Raw genomic sequence first — 15,446 nt, forward strand, 5'->3', positions numbered from 1 at the left:
TCGTTATTATTCCTTCTCTGCCAACGTGGCTTCGACAACTCGCATTGCGTCCACTGTCGCTTTTACATCGTGTACGCGAATAATATGCGCGCCCTGCATGGCAGCAATGACCGCACAGGCGACGCTACCATGTACGCGCTGGAGCGGAGGAACATTGAGCAGTTGTCCCACCATGGATTTTCTCGACATCCCGACCAGCAGCGGTAAACCAAAATGATGCAACTCCTGCAAATGCGCCAGGAGGCGGTAATTATGCGATAAATTCTTACCGAAACCGAATCCGGGATCCAGCAGCAGGCGATCTTTTTCGATGCCAACCTCGGCGCAACGTGCGATCTGCTGTTGGAAGTAGGTGTTCACATCGGCCACCACATCGTCATAATGCGGATTATGCTGCATGGTTTTCGGCTGGCCTTGCATATGCATCAGGCAAATCGGCAGTCCGGTTGCCGCCGCAGCGTCCAGCGCTCCCGGTTCCTGCAATGACCGAATATCGTTAATCAGATGCGCACCGGCCTGCGCCGCAGCGGTAATCACCTCGGGTTTGGACGTGTCAACCGATAGCCAGGCATCAAAGCGTGCCGCCAAGGCTTCAACCACCGGGATAACGCGATCCAGCTCTTCCTGCACGCTGACATCCGCCGCGCCAGGACGGGTCGATTCGCCACCGATATCAATCAGCGTGGCTCCCGCGTTTACCATCTCTTGCGCATGACGGATTGCTTCATCACGCGAGACATATTTGCCACCGTCGGAAAATGAATCCGGCGTAACGTTGAGAATTCCCATCACCTGAGGATGAGTGAGATCCAGAATGGCATCACGGGCAATTAGTTTCATCACCTTCTTCCTTTAACAACCGGGTTATCAATAAAGAAAAACCCCGGCAAGCCGGGGTTTTAAAAGAAGTGGTCAACAGCGCTATGACCGGATAACACTATCACATAACGCCGCTATACCCGCCATACTTCAAGTTGCAGGTGTGTTGGCTGCACTTCTCGCTTATCAGCTTGGCTGTGCTGCGGTCGGCGTACCGCCACCGTTGCCCGGTTCGTTGCTGCTGGCCGATGCATTTTCCCATCCCGCAGGCGGGCGCACGTCACGGCGTGACATCAGGTCATCAATTTGCGGCGCATCGATAGTTTCGTACTTCATCAACGCATCCTTCATCGAATGCAGCACATCCATATTCGCCATCAACAGTTCACGCGCCCGCACGTAGTTACGCTCAACCAGCAATTTGACCTCCTGATCGATAATGCGCGCCGTTTCGTCAGACATGTGTTTTGCCTTGGCAACAGAACGGCCCAGAAACACTTCGCCATCTTCTTCTGCGTACAGCAACGGCCCCAGTTTTTCTGAGAAGCCCCACTGTGTCACCATGTTACGCGCAATAGACGTTGCCACTTTGATGTCATTCGAGGCACCGGTAGAGACCTTTTCTACACCATAAATAATCTCTTCCGCCAGACGACCACCGTACAGCGTAGAAATTTGGCTCTCCAGCTTCTGACGGCTGGCGCTGATCGCGTCGCCTTCCGGCAAGAAGAAGGTCACACCCAGCGCGCGACCGCGCGGAATAATGGTGACTTTGTGCACCGGATCGTGCTCCGGCACCAGACGACCAATAATCGCATGGCCCGCTTCGTGATAAGCGGTAGACTCTTTCTGCGCTTCCGTCATGACCATAGAGCGGCGTTCAGCACCCATCATGATCTTGTCTTTGGCTTTCTCGAACTCCACCATGGATACCACGCGTTTATTACCGCGTGCAGCGAACAATGCCGCTTCGTTCACCAGGTTTGCCAGATCGGCACCGGAGAAGCCCGGCGTACCGCGCGCAATCACTGATGCATCCATATCCGTCGCCAAAGGAACACGGCGCATGTGCACTTTCAGAATCTGTTCACGGCCACGAACGTCCGGCAGGCCAACCACCACCTGACGGTCAAAACGGCCCGGACGCAGCAATGCAGGGTCAAGCACGTCAGGACGGTTGGTTGCGGCAATCACGATAATACCTTCGTTGCCTTCAAAACCATCCATCTCAACCAGCATCTGGTTCAGGGTTTGTTCACGTTCATCATGACCACCGCCCAGACCCGCACCACGTTGGCGGCCTACGGCATCGATTTCATCGATGAAGATGATGCAAGGTGCTGCCTTTTTCGCCTGCTCGAACATGTCACGCACACGAGATGCACCAACACCCACGAACATTTCAACAAAGTCAGAACCGGAAATGGTGAAGAATGGCACCTTAGCTTCGCCAGCAATCGCCTTGGCAAGCAGGGTTTTACCCGTTCCCGGCGGCCCTACCATCAGGATGCCTTTCGGAATTTTACCGCCCAGCTTCTGGAAGCGGCTCGGCTCACGCAGGTATTCCACCAGTTCGCTCACTTCTTCTTTGGCTTCATCACAGCCAGCGACGTCAGCAAACGTGGTTTTAATTTGATCTTCGGTCAGCATGCGCGCTTTGCTTTTGCCAAAGGACATAGCGCCTTTACCGCCACCGCCTTGCATTTGACGCATGAAGAAAATCCAGACGCCAATCAGCAACAGCATCGGGAACCAGGAGATAAAGATCGATGCCAGCAGGCTCGGCTCTTCCGGCGGTTCACCAACCACTTTCACATTCTTGGTCAGCAGGTTATCCAGTAGCTTGGGATCGTTAACAGGAATGAAGGTGGTGTAGCGGTTGCCATCTTTTCTTGTAACGTTAATCTCACGCCCGTTAATACGTGTTTCACGGACCTGCTCCTGATTCACCTCAGTCAAGAAGGTAGAATAGTCCACCCGGCGGCCATTTGACTCGCTGGGCCCAAAGCTCTGGAATACGGACATCAGCACCACTGCGATGACGAGCCAGAGAATCAGGTTTTTAGCCATGTCACTCAATGGATTAACCTCATATTACAACTGTGTTAAAAAACAGCGTTAGGGTACTACAGTTTACGCCCTGTCGCTACAATGTACACTTCACGAGAACGAGCACGCGAAGCATCAGGCTTACGAATCTTCACTGTTGTGAACAGGGAGCGAATTTGTCGCAGGTATTCATCAAAGCCATCTCCCTGAAAGACCTTCACCAGAAAACTTCCGCCCGGTGCCAGAACATCCCGACACATTTCCAACGCCAACTCAACCAGATACATGGCTCTTGGAATATCCACGGCGGGGGTCCCACTCATGTTAGGTGCCATGTCTGACATCACAACCTGAACTTTATTATCCCCTACCCGCTCCATCAAGGCGCCAAGCACTAATTCATCACGAAAATCGCCTTGAAGGAAATCGACACCAACGATGGGATCCATTGGTAAAATATCGCACGCGATGATCCTGCCCGCATTGCCGATCTGCGTCACCACGTATTGAGACCATCCACCAGGCGCAGCGCCCAGATCTACCACCGTCATGCCCGGTTTAAACAGTTTGTCAGTGCGCTGTATTTCATCCAGTTTAAACCAAGCGCGCGAGCGTAGCCCTTTTTTCTGCGCCTGCTGTACATATTTATCGCTAAAGTGTTCCTGCAACCAGCGACTGGAGCTTGCAGAACGCTTTTTATTTGCCATCGGCTTTCCAACTCTTCGTTATGTACAATCAACTTGTTATGTACAACCCACTTGCCATTAACCATCAACGTGTCATTTACCACCGGTATGGTTCAACACCGACGCCGCTAAAGATCGGCCCATCAACGTCACCAAATTGGTTATAATGGTGAGATGGCGGTAGAATGACCCGTTTTCAATCCCAACCTAAGTAAAAAAGACACATGAATCTAAGCAACAAACAAAAACAGCACCTGAAAGGCTTGGCTCACCCGCTAAAACCGGTGGTTATGCTGGGTAATAATGGCCTTACCGAAGGTGTTCTGGCTGAAATTGAACAATCGCTAGAACATCATGAGCTGATCAAAGTTAAAATTGCAACTGAAGATCGGGATACTAAGGCATTGATTGTTGAAGCCATTATCCGCGAAACCGGTGCCTGCAACGTTCAGGTTATCGGCCATACGCTGGTGCTGTATCGCCCGTCAAAAGAACGTAAAATTGTGTTACCCAAGTAACCAACTATATCACCGTGTTTCACATTTAACGAAAAGGTGCCATGCCCGTTCGTTAGAGAAAAGGCCGCATGCGGCCTTTTGCTTTTCTTTACACAATTTGCCGATTTAATCGGCGAAATTACAGATAGGCGACCTTCAGGATCTCATATTCGACCAGACCGCCGGGCGTTCTGATGGTCACGACATCATCCTGCTCTTTGCCAATCAGCCCACGGGCAATCGGTGAATTCACAGAAATCAGGTTTTGTTTGAAATCCGCTTCATCATCACCCACGATGCGATAGGTCTGTTCTTCTTCCGTATCCAGGTTCATCACGGACACCGTTGAACCAAAAATGACGCGCCCATTGGCTGGCATTTTCGTCACATCAATCACTTGCGCATTGGACAACTTGGCTTCGATTTCCTGAATGCGACCTTCGCAAAAGCCCTGCTGCTCGCGCGCCGCATGGTATTCAGCATTCTCTTTCAGATCGCCGTGTTCGCGGGCATCAGCAATCGCCGCAATGATTTCCGGACGGCGAGTGCCTTTCAAGAATTCTAGCTCTTCACGTAGTTTTTCTGCACCACGCAATGTCATCGGAAATTGTTTCATATCTTCAAACCTCTAAGAAACTTGTAAGACGTTCATTATCGTCATCCTGACGCTTCAACGAACGATGCGACAGACGGTCGGTATGCCAGCGCTCCCTGGCGATAAACAAAAGTAACCTGACCCGGAACAAGGTTTCAGGTCAGGAACGATTTTGCATTTTGATACGTATTTTAACCCAGAGTTCCATAAGGGTCATCGTTTACTTTAGACCGCATTGCGCCGTAGTATGACCCCACGTTACCCTGTTGTAAGCTGAGATTATGCGTTTTTTATCGACTTTTTCCGGACTTGCCTGCGCGGTTATGCTACAGAGTTCTGTACTACCGGCTCACGCAGCAAGCATTAACGATCACATTCAATACCTGCCGGATGGCGCTAATTTGGCGTTTTTGGCGCAAAAAGTAGGTGCCAGTAGTCCCGCAGTGGCTTACAACAGCGAACAAATGGCATTACCCGCCAGTACCCAAAAAGTGTTGACGGCGTTAGCCGCTTTGCTACAGCTAGGTCCAGATTACCGTTTCGTCACCACGCTGGAAAGTCATGGCGCAGTAAGTGGTGGAAAATTGAACGGTAATTTGGTGGTACGCTTTAGCGGCGACCCTACGCTGAAGCGCCAGCAGATCCGTAATATGATCGCCGAATTGAAAAAACGCGGCGTACAAAGCATCTCTGGTGACGTGATCATCGATACCTCGGTGTTCTCCAGCCACGACAAAGCTCCCGGCTGGCCGTGGAACGACATGACACAGTGCTTTAGCGCACCGCCGGGCGCTGCCATTGTCGATCGCAACTGTTTCTCCGTCTCCCTCTACAGCGCCCCTAAAGCGGGTGACAACGCGTTTATTCGCGTTGCCTCCTACTACCCGGTCCAGATGTTCAGCGAAGTGCGTACGTTAGCCAAGGGCGCTTCTGACGCGCAATATTGCGAACTGGACGTGGTGCCGGGCGAATTAAACCGTTTCACACTGACCGGCTGTCTGATGCAACGCGCCGAACCGCTGCCGCTGGCGTTTGCGATTCAGGATGGTGCCAGCTACGCCGGTGCCATCGTTAAAGATGAGCTGTTACAAGCGGATATCCGTATCACCGGCAGCTTACGTCGCCAAACGCTGTCAACCCCTGCGGGCACCGTGCTGGCTCAGACGCAATCCGCCCCGCTGCATGACCTTCTCACCATCATGCTGAAAAAATCAGACAACATGATTGCAGATACGGTTTTTCGCACCATCGGGCACGAGCGCTTTAGCGTGCCAGGCACCTGGCGCGCCGGAGCCGATGCGGTGCGTCAGGTGCTGCGGCAAAAAGCGGGCGTCAATCTGGACAACAGCATTGTGGTTGATGGCTCTGGCCTGTCGCGCCATAACCTGATTTCACCCGCCACCATGATGCAGGCGCTGCAATACATTGCTCAGCACGATAACGAATTGAAGTTCATCGAGATGCTGCCTCTGGCGGGTTACAACGGCACCTTACAATACCGTGCCGGGCTGCATGAAGCCGGTGTAGACGGCAAGGTTTCCGCGAAAACCGGTGCGCTGCAAGGGGTGTATAACCTCGCAGGCTTTATCACCACGGCCAGCGGCCAGCGCATGGCTTTCGTGCAATTCCTGTCGGGCTATGCGGTGCCGCCTGAAGATCAGCGTGCGCGCCGTGTGCCGCTGGCGCGCTTTGAAAGCCGTCTGTACAAAGATCTTTATCAGAGCAATTGAGGTAAAAAAAAGCACGATCCCCAAAAGGGATCGTGCCTGATGTCGTGCCAGCAACATCCTCCGTCACCGGAGGATCGTAGCCTGAGAATTATTTCTGGTAGATGATCTCGACACCTTCGTCGTCATCTTCATCCCAGTCGTCATCCCACTCTTCTTCGGCTTCATTTTCCACCGCCGCCAGCTGTTCACGGTGATAATCATCCCACATGAACTCGACTTTTTCGGGCCCTTTCTCTTCGATAGCCATGGCTTTCGGCTGTGTTTCCAGGAAGTTCATCACATCCCAGCACAGTGCGTTGACGCCAGAACGGTTAGCAGCAGAGATCAGGTAGTATTTACCTTCCCAACCTAATGCTTCAGCAATCGCTTTAGCGCGCTGCTCTGCTTCCTCTTTCTCGATCAGATCGACCTTATTGAACACCAACCAGCGCGGTTTTTCTGCCAGAGAAGCACTGTATTGCTGCAACTCATTGACGATCACTTTGGCATTTTCCACCGGATCCGATTCATCGATCGGAGCAAGATCGATCAGGTGCAGCAGCACGCGGCAGCGTTCCAGATGTTTGAGAAAACGAATGCCCAGACCCGCCCCTTCGGAAGCGCCTTCGATCAGCCCAGGAATATCGGCCACGACGAAGCTTTTCTCGCTGTCCATACGCACTACGCCAAGACTCGGCACCAGTGTGGTGAAGGGATAATCCGCCACCTTGGGCTTAGCAGCAGACACCGCGCGAATAAACGTCGACTTGCCGGCATTCGGCAGCCCCAACATCCCGACATCCGCCAGCAGCAGCAATTCCAGCATCAGAGAACGCTCTTCACCTGCCGTACCGCTGGTTTTCTGACGCGGTGCGCGGTTGACCGACGATTTGAAACGGGTGTTACCCAGCCCGTGCCAGCCGCCTTTCGCCACCATCAAACGCTGCTCGTGGCGCGTCATATCACCCAGCACCTCTCCGGTACTTTCGTCCAGCACACGCGTACCAATCGGCACTTTGATGGTGATATCTTTACCACGTTTGCCGGTACAATCACGGCTTTGCCCGTTCTGACCGCGCTCGGCGCGATAAGATTTTTCAAAGCGAAAATCGATCAACGTATTCAGGCTTTCATCCGCCAACAGATAAACGTCACCGCCGTCACCGCCGTCGCCACCGTCCGGACCACCATTGGGGATATATTTTTCACGGCGGAAGCTCACACAGCCATTACCGCCGTCACCAGCCACCACCAGGATGGTAGCTTCATCTACAAACTTCATTTACTCTCTCCGCAACAACCTATAGAGATCACCATCATCAGACGCCATGCATCAGGACATTGTCGGTTCTCTTTGGCGTGATGCTTTCATGGCATGACGCGTGAATAACCGCCGCGCATCATGCAAAAAACGGAACGTAACAGAACCCACCTCGCAAGGGAGCGGCATTGTACCCGCTTCCCGCGTTGATTTCATCTGTATTAAAAATAAACAGCGCACACAACCTTCGATAGCATCAGGCTACCGCACGTTACTTTGGCACCGGTATGACAGTATCGCGTTTTCTTCCCGGAAAAAAACGGTGCCCAATCGCGGAAAACATCGCCCCGGAGACCACCACAAACGCCCCGATATAACCCACAAGATTTAATGCCGGTGTAGCAAAATAGAGCGGCCACAGGATGGACAGCAGATCAGAAAACAGCAGCGTAAACAGTGGTGTCAGCGTAATAATGGCGCTCACCTGCGCCGCCTGCCAGCGCGCCATCGCCTCGGCCAATGCCCCATAGCCAATCAGGGTATTCACACCGCAGAAAAGCAGGCAAATCAACTGCCAGCGGGTAAGCTGAAAAATCGCCTCAGGATGCGCCCACGGCGAAATCCCCAGCCCACACAGGACATACAGCAGCAGCAAGATCTGTTGTGACGACAAGCGGCGTAGTAATACTTTTTGCGCCACGCCGTAGCTCACCCACACCGCAGCGGCCCCCATTCCCAATAACACGCCGAGGGTGTAATCCGTCAGTCGAGTAAAAATTTCAATCAGACTGGCATTGAAGAACAGCAGCATACCGCACAGCAACATCGCAACACCGATAATCTGCGTGCCGCGCATTTTTTCTTTCAGAACAAGCACGCTGGCGAACATCATTCCCACCGGGGAAAGCTGCCCAATCACTTGCGATGTGGTCGGGCTTAAAAACTTGAGTGAGGAGCTGAACAGCACAAAGTTACCCAGCAACCCGCCAGTGGCAATCAACAACAGCACCCACCAGCGCCGATGGCGAAAAAGACGCAGCGGCGGCAGTTGACCACGAGAGAAAAGAATGATCCCCAGCCCTATCGAGGCAATAAAAAACCGATACCACACCACAGTATAGGGCTCCATGACAACAAGCACCTGCTTCATGGCAATGGGCAATGCACCCCAGCATACTGCCGCCGTCAAGGCCAGGCTCAGCCCGATGCCAGCCTGCTGTTTCGTCTGCATGGTTCTCTCAGTGTGTTGCGGGTGGTGAAGGGATATGGAAATGTAAAAAGCCCCGCAATAAATTGCGGGGCTTTATATCTGTCAGACCTGACGCGAAAAATTACTCAGCAACGATGCTGATAAATTTACGGTTTTTCGGGCCTTTAACTTCGAACTGGACTTTACCGTCAGCCAAAGCAAACAGAGTGTGGTCTTTGCCGCAACCTACGTTAGTGCCCGCGTGGAATTTAGTACCACGTTGACGAACGATGATGTTGCCAGCCAGAACGCTTTCACCGCCGAAACGTTTTACGCCCAGACGTTGTGCGTTGGAATCGCGGCCGTTACGAGTCGAGCCGCCAGCTTTTTTGTGTGCCATTTAATCCGCTCTCCTAAGTCTTAAGCGCTGATGCCAGTAATTTTCACGTCAGTGAACCACTGACGGTGGCCCGCTTGCTTACGGTAGTGTTTACGGCGACGGAACTTAACAATCGTTACTTTCTCACCGCGACCATGGGCAACCACTTCTGCCTTGATCTTGCCACCATCGACGAAAGGAACGCCGATTTTGATTTCTTCACCATCAGCAACCATCAGAATCTGGTCAAATTCAACAACTTCACCAGTTGCGATGTCCAGCTTTTCCAAGCGAACGGTTTGACCTTCGCTTACTCGGTGTTGTTTGCCACCACTTTGGAAAACTGCGTACATATAAAACTCCGCTTTCCGCGTACTCATATTGAGTATTCGAGCACGCTATAAATATTCACAATAGGGCGCGAATTCTACGCAAAAAACCTACCGATGACAAGTGCAGATTCGAGAGAATTGAAGAAAAAGAGTACAGGTTCTTCACAGCCATTTATCTGTGTCATTTTTCAAGTACAATCAGTCCACAATAACCATCGAAGCCGGTATAGAACCGACCCTAACCACGGCGTACAGAAAAAGCACTGGCACAGATATGAATCTAGAACAGATCACAGCATTAGCTGCCCATGATATGAACGACGTCAATGGCGTTATTCTGGCACAACTCAATTCCGATGTTGTACTTATCAACCAGATTGGCAATTACATTATCGGTGGTGGCGGGAAGCGTATTCGTCCCATGATAGCCGTACTGGCCGCCCGCGCGCTGGCTTATCAAGGTGATAAACATGTCACGGTCGCCGCACTGATTGAATTTATCCACACCGCCACGCTGCTGCATGACGATGTGGTGGATGAATCGGATATGCGTCGTGGCAAGGAAACAGCCAATGCCGCCTTCGGCAATGCGGCCAGTGTACTGGTTGGGGATTTCATCTATACGCGCGCGTTCCAGATGATGACCAGCCTGGGCTCGCTGCGCGTGCTGGCGTTGATGTCTGAAGCGGTCAACGTCATCGCTGAAGGAGAAGTGCTGCAACTGATGAACTGTAACGATCCGGATATCACCGAAGAGAGTTACATGCGTGTCATCTACAGTAAGACGGCGCGCCTGTTCGAAGCCGCAGCGCAGGCCTCCGGGATCTTGGCAGGCGCCACCGACGAGCAGGAAAAAGCGTTACAGGAGTATGGGCGTTTTCTCGGTACGGCATTCCAATTGATTGACGATCTGCTGGATTACAGTGCCGACGGTAAAACCTTAGGCAAAAATACCGGTGACGACCTGAACGAAGGCAAACCGACCCTGCCGCTGTTACACGCTATGCGTAACGGTAATAGTGAGCAATGTGCGATGATCCGCAAGGCGATCGAGGAGGGCAATGGTCGCCATCTGCTGGAACCAGTGCTTGCCGCCATGCAGCAGTGCGGCTCGCTGGAATACACCCGGCAGCGTGCAGAGCAAGAGGCGGATAAAGCGATTTCCGCGCTTCAAGCGCTGCCGCCGACCCCTTTCCGTGAGGCACTGGTAGGTCTGGCACATATTGCCGTTCAACGCGATTATTAATGCGTCCGTGCGCTATGTTGTCGCTGCGTTGGGATCGCTCGCGATCTCGAGGCGTGACAACATGGCAATCGCCCCTTCACGCAGCACAAAATCGATCAACGCCTCCTGTTCACTGACGGAGAGTTTTTCAAATATCTGAATCCAGGAAGCCAACAGCGGCTTGGCAAGCGTCGTATAGGTCGGCGGTGACATTTCCGTCATTTCACGAATCTGGAGCCGTTTGCGCACTTCCTGCGGTAAACTCTCTCGCGCATATTCAACGGCTCGCCCTTGCACCCCTTTTCGTTTACGTTTTTCCCAGCCCTCTTCTCTGGCGCGTTTGTTAAGGCCCTGTCTCGATTTTGGCAAACCTGCAATGCCCAGTAGCTCCTGGGGCGTCAACCATGCTTTTTCCATTCGCAACATCCTCCATAAACGGCATTAACGCACGCCAAGGTGATGGCCGATGACCCATACCATTACCTTGGTTTCCAATAATGAAAATATAAACAACAATTCATTTCCTAATAACAAGTAATCGTTACCGATTAAATTAGCGATTAGGTGTTATATATTGGACTAAAACGCACACTAACGTTGAAACGGGAACTGAACAAAGAAGGGAAAAAAGTGGCAGGTCAGCGGGGCGTACACCATCCGCAAAAGAGGGCATCCGTACAGGTTCAGACAGCGGATGGATCACCAGGGGCTGCATCAACTGACGATGAAATCCGCAACTGAGACAACACAGAGGCCATACCGTGGCGCAAGATATGCGCGACCAGCGCTTCTCTTTCTTGCTCAGAGCACTGCTGATAGATCTGAATCCAGACGGCCAGCATATCGGCCTGGCGCACTGCGTAGGATGAAGGGGTTTCTTGCAGTGAAAGCGAATGCTGCACCGGTTCTGGCAGGCTATAAAGGGAATATTCAACGCCGCGCCCTTGAACGCCTTTATGAGGGCGCTTTTCCCAACCGTCTTCGCGAGCGCGTTTGTTTACGCCTTGCCGTGTTTTAGGCAATCCCGCCATCCCCAGCAATTCAGCAGTGGTGAACCACTCTTTTTTCATAGCCTTTCATCCTGATAGTGCGATGCATTACAAAATTTAATTTATTAGGAAAAACGTTAAGGAAATTATTGGAAATATCATGTTATATTTTTTCCTAATTCCGTTCACGCATTCCATGCGTTTAACTGACGAGCGTTATTTATACCACCAATGGACCATTATCTTGTAGCAAGAAGGAAAGATTATGAGCGCAAGGAAACACGACTGGCACCCTGCCGATATCATTGCCGCACTCCGTAAAAAAGGCACCACGCTGGCGGCGGTCTCACGAGAAGCGGGGTTAAGCTCTTCCACCCTGGCCAATGCGATATCACGCCCCTGGCCCAAGGGTGAATGGCTCATCGCCGAGGCAATCAACATTCACCCTGCTGAAATCTGGCCCAGCCGTTACTACGATCCGAAAACTAATATGCTGATTGATAGGAAAAAACTTATCCGACGTGACGATCCTGACCCAAAACCCTGATACAAAAAAGCCGGAGCACCTTCTCTCCGGCTTATTGCGATCTGGTTTAGACACCAATTAACCGCGTGCTGAGCCACTCACAAAGGATTCGCCCAATTCGATATCCTGTTTCAGGGTGCCCAGCATGTTATCCAGAGCCTGTTTTTCAAACGGGCTCAGTGCGCCAATCGACTTACGTTCAACGATGCCGGATTTGCCCAGCAACAGCGGCTGTGCGAAGAAGCGGGCATGCTCGCCGTCACCTTCCACATAGGCACATTCCACCACGCCCTCGTCACCTCGCAGAGCGCGTACCAGAGACAGCCCAAAACGCGCCGCCGCCTGGCCCATGGAGAGGGTTGCCGATCCGCCACCGGCCTTGGCTTCCACCACTTCCGTGCCCGCATTCTGGATACGCTTGGTCAGATCCGCCACTTCCTGCTCGCTGAATGTTACGCCAGGGATTTGCGACAACAGGGGCAGGATCGTCACCCCAGAGTGTCCACCAATCACCGGGACTTCAACCTCTTGCGGCAGTTTGCCTTTCAGTTCCGCCACAAAGGTGTTGGAGCGGATAATATCCAGCGTGGTTACGCCAAACAGCTTGTTCTTGTCGTACACACCGGCTTTTTTCAGTACGTCCGCGGCAATCGCCACCGTGGTGTTGACCGGGTTGGTAATGATACCAATGCAGGCTTTCGGGCTGGTGCGAGCGATCTGTTCAACCAGATTACGTACGATCCCCGCATTCACGTTGAACAGGTCGGAACGGTCCATGCCCGGCTTGCGAGCGACACCGGCCGAGATCAGAACGATATCCGCGCCGACCAGCGCAGGGGTAGCGTCTTCACCGCAAAAGCCTTTGATGGATACTGCTGTAGGGATATGGCTCAGATCAACGGCGACGCCCGGCGTTACCGGTGCAATGTCATAAAGAGATAATTCTGAACCTGAAGGAAGCTGGGTTTTGAGCAGGAGCGCGAGAGCCTGACCGATACCGCCTGCTGCTCCGAGAACTGCAACTTTCATCCTAAACTCCTTATTATCGTAAAAGTAAAAATGCCGTGAATTTGTGCAATAAACCACCAGACATAAATAAAATCAGGAGGTTTGAACGGCTTACCGAACGGATGCCGGCCATGCCGAGACCTCGCTATCAGGTCATGAAAAAGGAAAAACTATGTCGTTAATAATAAATCAAAATCTGCCGAGTGATTTGTAAGGTAAGTAAAGTTATAAGTAAGTGAGTAAATAATGCAGCGTGCATCACGTTCAGTACGATGGCGGCTACATTACACCGAACCGCAGCCAGTAAACAACCTCATTTTGATAACATTTCATTTACTTTTATGTGACTAAGCGCGCATTTTTTTTCCATAGTTTACGTGATTCAAACATTTTAGCGCAGTTATCGTACTGAACCCTGCCGAGTCACTTCTTTAAGCGCCCATATTGCATAAAAATTCACCCAACTGCATAATGCACGCATCAACGATCACAACAAACGGTGCAGAATGCGTAACTCCACGAAACAGGAAGATTTGGTCAAAGCGTTCAAGGCGCTGTTAAAGGAAGAGAAGTTTAGTTCTCAAAGCGAGATCGTGTTGGCGTTACAAGACGACGGTTTTGAAAATATAAACCAATCAAAAGTATCGCGTATGCTGACTAAATTTGGCGCAGTGCGCACGCGCAATGCCAAAATGGAGATGGTCTATTGCCTGCCAGCGGAGCTGGGTGTGCCCACCACCACCAGCCCGCTGAAAAATCTGGTGCTGGATGTCGATTATAACGATGCGGTTGTGGTTATTCACACCAGTCCGGGTGCTGCGCAATTGATCGCTCGGTTGCTGGATTCACTGGGGAAATCGGAAGGGATTCTGGGCACCATCGCCGGGGATGACACCATTTTCACCACGCCAGCGCGCGGCTTTAGCGTCAAACAGCTGTTCGACGCCATTTTGGCGCTGTTCGAACAGGAACTGTAGTGACCCGCGAGGGGCTGCTGATGCAGTGACTCACGCCAGATGAGGGTATCTGGCGTGGGTTGGGTCAAACGGCAGGCAATTCCGCCAATGGCCAACGTGGACGCACGCTCACGCCCAGTTCCTGACTTTCGTTGTGCAACAGCCTCACACTGCCCGCATAGGCAATCATCGCGCCATTATCAGTACAAAACTCAGGCCGCGCATAAAACACCGCCCCGCCCCGTTTGGCCATGATCTCTGTCAGGCGAGCGCGCAGCGTACGGTTGGCACTGACCCCGCCCGCCATCACCAGACGTTTAAAACCGGTCTCATCCAACGCTCGGCGACATTTTATCGCCAACGTATCCACCACCGCATCTTCAAACGCGCGCGCAATATCTGCACGGGTTTGATCATCGTTGCCATTAGCGCGAATGGTATTGGCGGCAAAGGTTTTCAAACCGGAAAAGCTAAAATCCAGCCCTGGTCTGTCGGTCATTGGGCGAGGAAAGGTAAAACGTGTGGCATCTCCACCCTGTGCCAGTTTGGACAACATCGGGCCTCCTGGGTAATCCAGTCCCAGCAGCTTTGCCGTTTTGTCGAAGGCTTCACCGGCAGCATCGTCAACAGATTCGCCCAGCAAACGGTATTCACCGATGCCCGTGACGCTGATGAGCTGCGTGTGGCCGCCTGAAACCAACAGCGCCACGAAGGGAAACGCCGGTGGATTCTCTTCCAGCATCGGGGCCAGCAAATGCCCTTCCATGTGGTGAACCGGAATGGCCGGCACACCCCAGGCAAACGCCAACGCGCGCCCAACCGTCGCGCCGACCAGCAATGCGCCCACCAGCCCAGGACCGGCGGTATAGGCCACGCCATCGATGTCCGATGCGGCCAGTCCTGCCTCTTTCAGGGCAGCCTGAATCAGGGGAACCGTTTTACGCACGTGATCGCGCGAGGCCAGTTCCGGCACGACACCGCCATAATCAGCATGTAGTTTTACCTGGCTATACAGTTGGTTAGCCAATAACCCGGCATCCGTGTCATAAATCGCCACCCCGGTTTCATCACAGGAGGTTTCAATACCCAATATGCGCATCGTTCTACCTAACATTCGTTGCCACGCAAGCCGACATCCACTTGCCACTTGCTTCATACAACAGATAGTCTACCATTAACGGTTTGGATTTTCTGCTCTGCGTGCGCGTTGGGTGTTTTATGATCGC

Annotated in this window: 17 protein-coding genes; 5 read left to right on the forward strand and 12 right to left on the reverse strand. The window is 52.3% G+C overall.

Annotated features, from left to right (window positions below; genetic code table 11):
• Positions 1-6: 6 nt before the first annotated feature.
• From folP to rlmE, 3 genes are all read right to left on the reverse strand, one after another.
• Entirely contained in the window at positions 7-840 is an 834-nt protein-coding gene (folP, locus tag J5067_RS11890; protein WP_264651198.1) for a dihydropteroate synthase, read from the reverse strand.
• 165 nt (positions 841-1,005) lie between these two features.
• Positions 1,006-2,898: an ATP-dependent zinc metalloprotease FtsH gene (ftsH, locus tag J5067_RS11895; protein WP_319801674.1), complete on the reverse strand. Its 1,893-nt coding sequence runs from the start codon at positions 2,896-2,898 to the stop codon at positions 1,006-1,008.
• 47 nt (positions 2,899-2,945) lie between these two features.
• Positions 2,946-3,575, reverse strand: coding sequence for a 23S rRNA (uridine(2552)-2'-O)-methyltransferase RlmE (gene rlmE, locus J5067_RS11900; RefSeq protein WP_222159517.1), 630 nt, complete (start codon positions 3,573-3,575; stop codon positions 2,946-2,948).
• A 203-nt stretch (positions 3,576-3,778) separates the two neighbouring features.
• Here rlmE and yhbY point away from each other — a divergent pair, with 203 nt between their 5' ends.
• Positions 3,779-4,072: a ribosome assembly RNA-binding protein YhbY gene (yhbY, locus tag J5067_RS11905; RefSeq protein ID WP_196906616.1), complete on the forward strand. Its 294-nt coding sequence runs from the start codon at positions 3,779-3,781 to the stop codon at positions 4,070-4,072.
• 118 nt (positions 4,073-4,190) lie between these two features.
• On the opposite strand, the gene greA is transcribed toward yhbY, so the two are convergent.
• A complete protein-coding gene (gene greA / locus J5067_RS11910; RefSeq protein WP_264644040.1) occupies positions 4,191-4,667 on the reverse strand; it encodes a transcription elongation factor GreA in 477 nt (158 codons plus the stop codon).
• Positions 4,668-4,927: 260 nt separating this feature from the next.
• Here greA and dacB point away from each other — a divergent pair, with 260 nt between their 5' ends.
• On the forward strand, positions 4,928-6,376 hold the full coding sequence (dacB, locus tag J5067_RS11915; RefSeq protein ID WP_264644039.1) for a serine-type D-Ala-D-Ala carboxypeptidase: 1,449 nt from the start codon (positions 4,928-4,930) through the stop codon (positions 6,374-6,376).
• Positions 6,377-6,464: 88 nt separating this feature from the next.
• Here the strand turns inward: dacB and cgtA are convergent, their stop codons facing one another.
• The 4 genes from cgtA to rplU all read right to left on the reverse strand — a co-directional run bounded on the left by cgtA (position 6,465) and on the right by rplU (position 9,537).
• Positions 6,465-7,637, reverse strand: a complete 1,173-nt coding sequence (gene cgtA, locus J5067_RS11920; protein WP_195312619.1) for an Obg family GTPase CgtA — start codon at positions 7,635-7,637, stop codon at positions 6,465-6,467.
• 250 nt (positions 7,638-7,887) lie between these two features.
• Positions 7,888-8,847, reverse strand: a complete 960-nt coding sequence (locus J5067_RS11925; protein ID WP_264651199.1) for a DMT family transporter — start codon at positions 8,845-8,847, stop codon at positions 7,888-7,890.
• A 100-nt stretch (positions 8,848-8,947) separates the two neighbouring features.
• Complete coding sequence (rpmA, locus tag J5067_RS11930) at positions 8,948-9,205, reverse strand: 50S ribosomal protein L27 (RefSeq protein WP_264644037.1); 258 nt, start codon at positions 9,203-9,205, stop codon at positions 8,948-8,950.
• A gap of 20 nt (positions 9,206-9,225) precedes the next feature.
• Positions 9,226-9,537, reverse strand: a complete 312-nt coding sequence (gene rplU / locus J5067_RS11935) for a 50S ribosomal protein L21 (RefSeq protein ID WP_264644036.1) — start codon at positions 9,535-9,537, stop codon at positions 9,226-9,228.
• 253 nt (positions 9,538-9,790) lie between these two features.
• Here rplU and ispB point away from each other — a divergent pair, with 253 nt between their 5' ends.
• Positions 9,791-10,762 (forward strand): octaprenyl diphosphate synthase, encoded by a 972-nt coding sequence (gene ispB, locus J5067_RS11940; protein ID WP_264651200.1) that lies wholly within the window; start codon positions 9,791-9,793, stop codon positions 10,760-10,762.
• A 12-nt stretch (positions 10,763-10,774) separates the two neighbouring features.
• On the opposite strand, the gene J5067_RS11945 is transcribed toward ispB, so the two are convergent.
• Both J5067_RS11945 and J5067_RS11950 read right to left on the reverse strand, forming a co-directional pair.
• Positions 10,775-11,158: a DNA-binding protein gene (locus J5067_RS11945; protein ID WP_264644034.1), complete on the reverse strand. Its 384-nt coding sequence runs from the start codon at positions 11,156-11,158 to the stop codon at positions 10,775-10,777.
• Positions 11,159-11,424: 266 nt separating this feature from the next.
• Positions 11,425-11,811, reverse strand: a complete 387-nt coding sequence (locus J5067_RS11950; protein ID WP_264644033.1) for a DNA-binding protein — start codon at positions 11,809-11,811, stop codon at positions 11,425-11,427.
• A gap of 184 nt (positions 11,812-11,995) precedes the next feature.
• Between J5067_RS11950 and J5067_RS11955 the strand changes: the two genes are divergently transcribed.
• Positions 11,996-12,277: a helix-turn-helix transcriptional regulator gene (locus J5067_RS11955; RefSeq protein ID WP_264644032.1), complete on the forward strand. Its 282-nt coding sequence runs from the start codon at positions 11,996-11,998 to the stop codon at positions 12,275-12,277.
• Positions 12,278-12,334: 57 nt separating this feature from the next.
• Here the strand turns inward: J5067_RS11955 and mdh are convergent, their stop codons facing one another.
• Positions 12,335-13,285 carry a malate dehydrogenase gene (gene mdh / locus J5067_RS11960; RefSeq protein ID WP_264651201.1) on the reverse strand — a complete coding sequence of 317 codons (951 nt, stop codon included), beginning with the start codon at positions 13,283-13,285 and terminating at the stop codon, positions 12,335-12,337.
• Between the two features lie 485 nt (positions 13,286-13,770).
• On the opposite strand from mdh, the gene argR reads away from it, so the two are divergent.
• A complete protein-coding gene (gene argR, locus J5067_RS11965; RefSeq protein ID WP_222159505.1) occupies positions 13,771-14,241 on the forward strand; it encodes a transcriptional regulator ArgR in 471 nt (156 codons plus the stop codon).
• A 64-nt stretch (positions 14,242-14,305) separates the two neighbouring features.
• On the opposite strand, the gene tsaD is transcribed toward argR, so the two are convergent.
• Positions 14,306-15,319: a tRNA (adenosine(37)-N6)-threonylcarbamoyltransferase complex transferase subunit TsaD gene (gene tsaD, locus J5067_RS11970; protein ID WP_264651202.1), complete on the reverse strand. Its 1,014-nt coding sequence runs from the start codon at positions 15,317-15,319 to the stop codon at positions 14,306-14,308.
• Positions 15,320-15,446: the final 127 nt, after the last annotated feature.

It is taken from the genome of Candidatus Symbiopectobacterium sp. NZEC151 (assembly GCF_025962655.1).
In the GTDB taxonomy this organism is placed as follows: Bacteria; Pseudomonadota; Gammaproteobacteria; order Enterobacterales; family Enterobacteriaceae; genus Symbiopectobacterium.

Bases quoted from the DNA above. Each gene is read 5' to 3' on its own strand.
- mdh (WP_264651201.1), bottom strand. From the start codon at position 13,285: ATGAAAGTTGCAGTTCTCGGAGCAGCAGGCGGTATCGGTCAGGCTCTC.
- rlmE (WP_222159517.1), bottom strand. From the start codon at position 3,575: ATGGCAAATAAAAAGCGTTCTGCAAGCTCCAGTCGCTGGTTGCAGGAA.
- greA (WP_264644040.1), bottom strand. From the start codon at position 4,667: ATGAAACAATTTCCGATGACATTGCGTGGTGCAGAAAAACTACGTGAA.
- ispB (WP_264651200.1), top strand. From the start codon at position 9,791: ATGAATCTAGAACAGATCACAGCATTAGCTGCCCATGATATGAACGAC.
- folP (WP_264651198.1), bottom strand. From the start codon at position 840: ATGAAACTAATTGCCCGTGATGCCATTCTGGATCTCACTCATCCTCAG.
- J5067_RS11925 (WP_264651199.1), bottom strand. From the start codon at position 8,847: ATGCAGACGAAACAGCAGGCTGGCATCGGGCTGAGCCTGGCCTTGACG.
- rpmA (WP_264644037.1), bottom strand. From the start codon at position 9,205: ATGGCACACAAAAAAGCTGGCGGCTCGACTCGTAACGGCCGCGATTCC.
- cgtA (WP_195312619.1), bottom strand. From the start codon at position 7,637: ATGAAGTTTGTAGATGAAGCTACCATCCTGGTGGTGGCTGGTGACGGC.
- J5067_RS11950 (WP_264644033.1), bottom strand. From the start codon at position 11,811: ATGAAAAAAGAGTGGTTCACCACTGCTGAATTGCTGGGGATGGCGGGA.
- rplU (WP_264644036.1), bottom strand. From the start codon at position 9,537: ATGTACGCAGTTTTCCAAAGTGGTGGCAAACAACACCGAGTAAGCGAA.
- yhbY (WP_196906616.1), top strand. From the start codon at position 3,779: ATGAATCTAAGCAACAAACAAAAACAGCACCTGAAAGGCTTGGCTCAC.
- J5067_RS11945 (WP_264644034.1), bottom strand. From the start codon at position 11,158: ATGGAAAAAGCATGGTTGACGCCCCAGGAGCTACTGGGCATTGCAGGT.
- tsaD (WP_264651202.1), bottom strand. From the start codon at position 15,319: ATGCGCATATTGGGTATTGAAACCTCCTGTGATGAAACCGGGGTGGCG.
- argR (WP_222159505.1), top strand. From the start codon at position 13,771: ATGCGTAACTCCACGAAACAGGAAGATTTGGTCAAAGCGTTCAAGGCG.
- dacB (WP_264644039.1), top strand. From the start codon at position 4,928: ATGCGTTTTTTATCGACTTTTTCCGGACTTGCCTGCGCGGTTATGCTA.
- J5067_RS11955 (WP_264644032.1), top strand. From the start codon at position 11,996: ATGAGCGCAAGGAAACACGACTGGCACCCTGCCGATATCATTGCCGCA.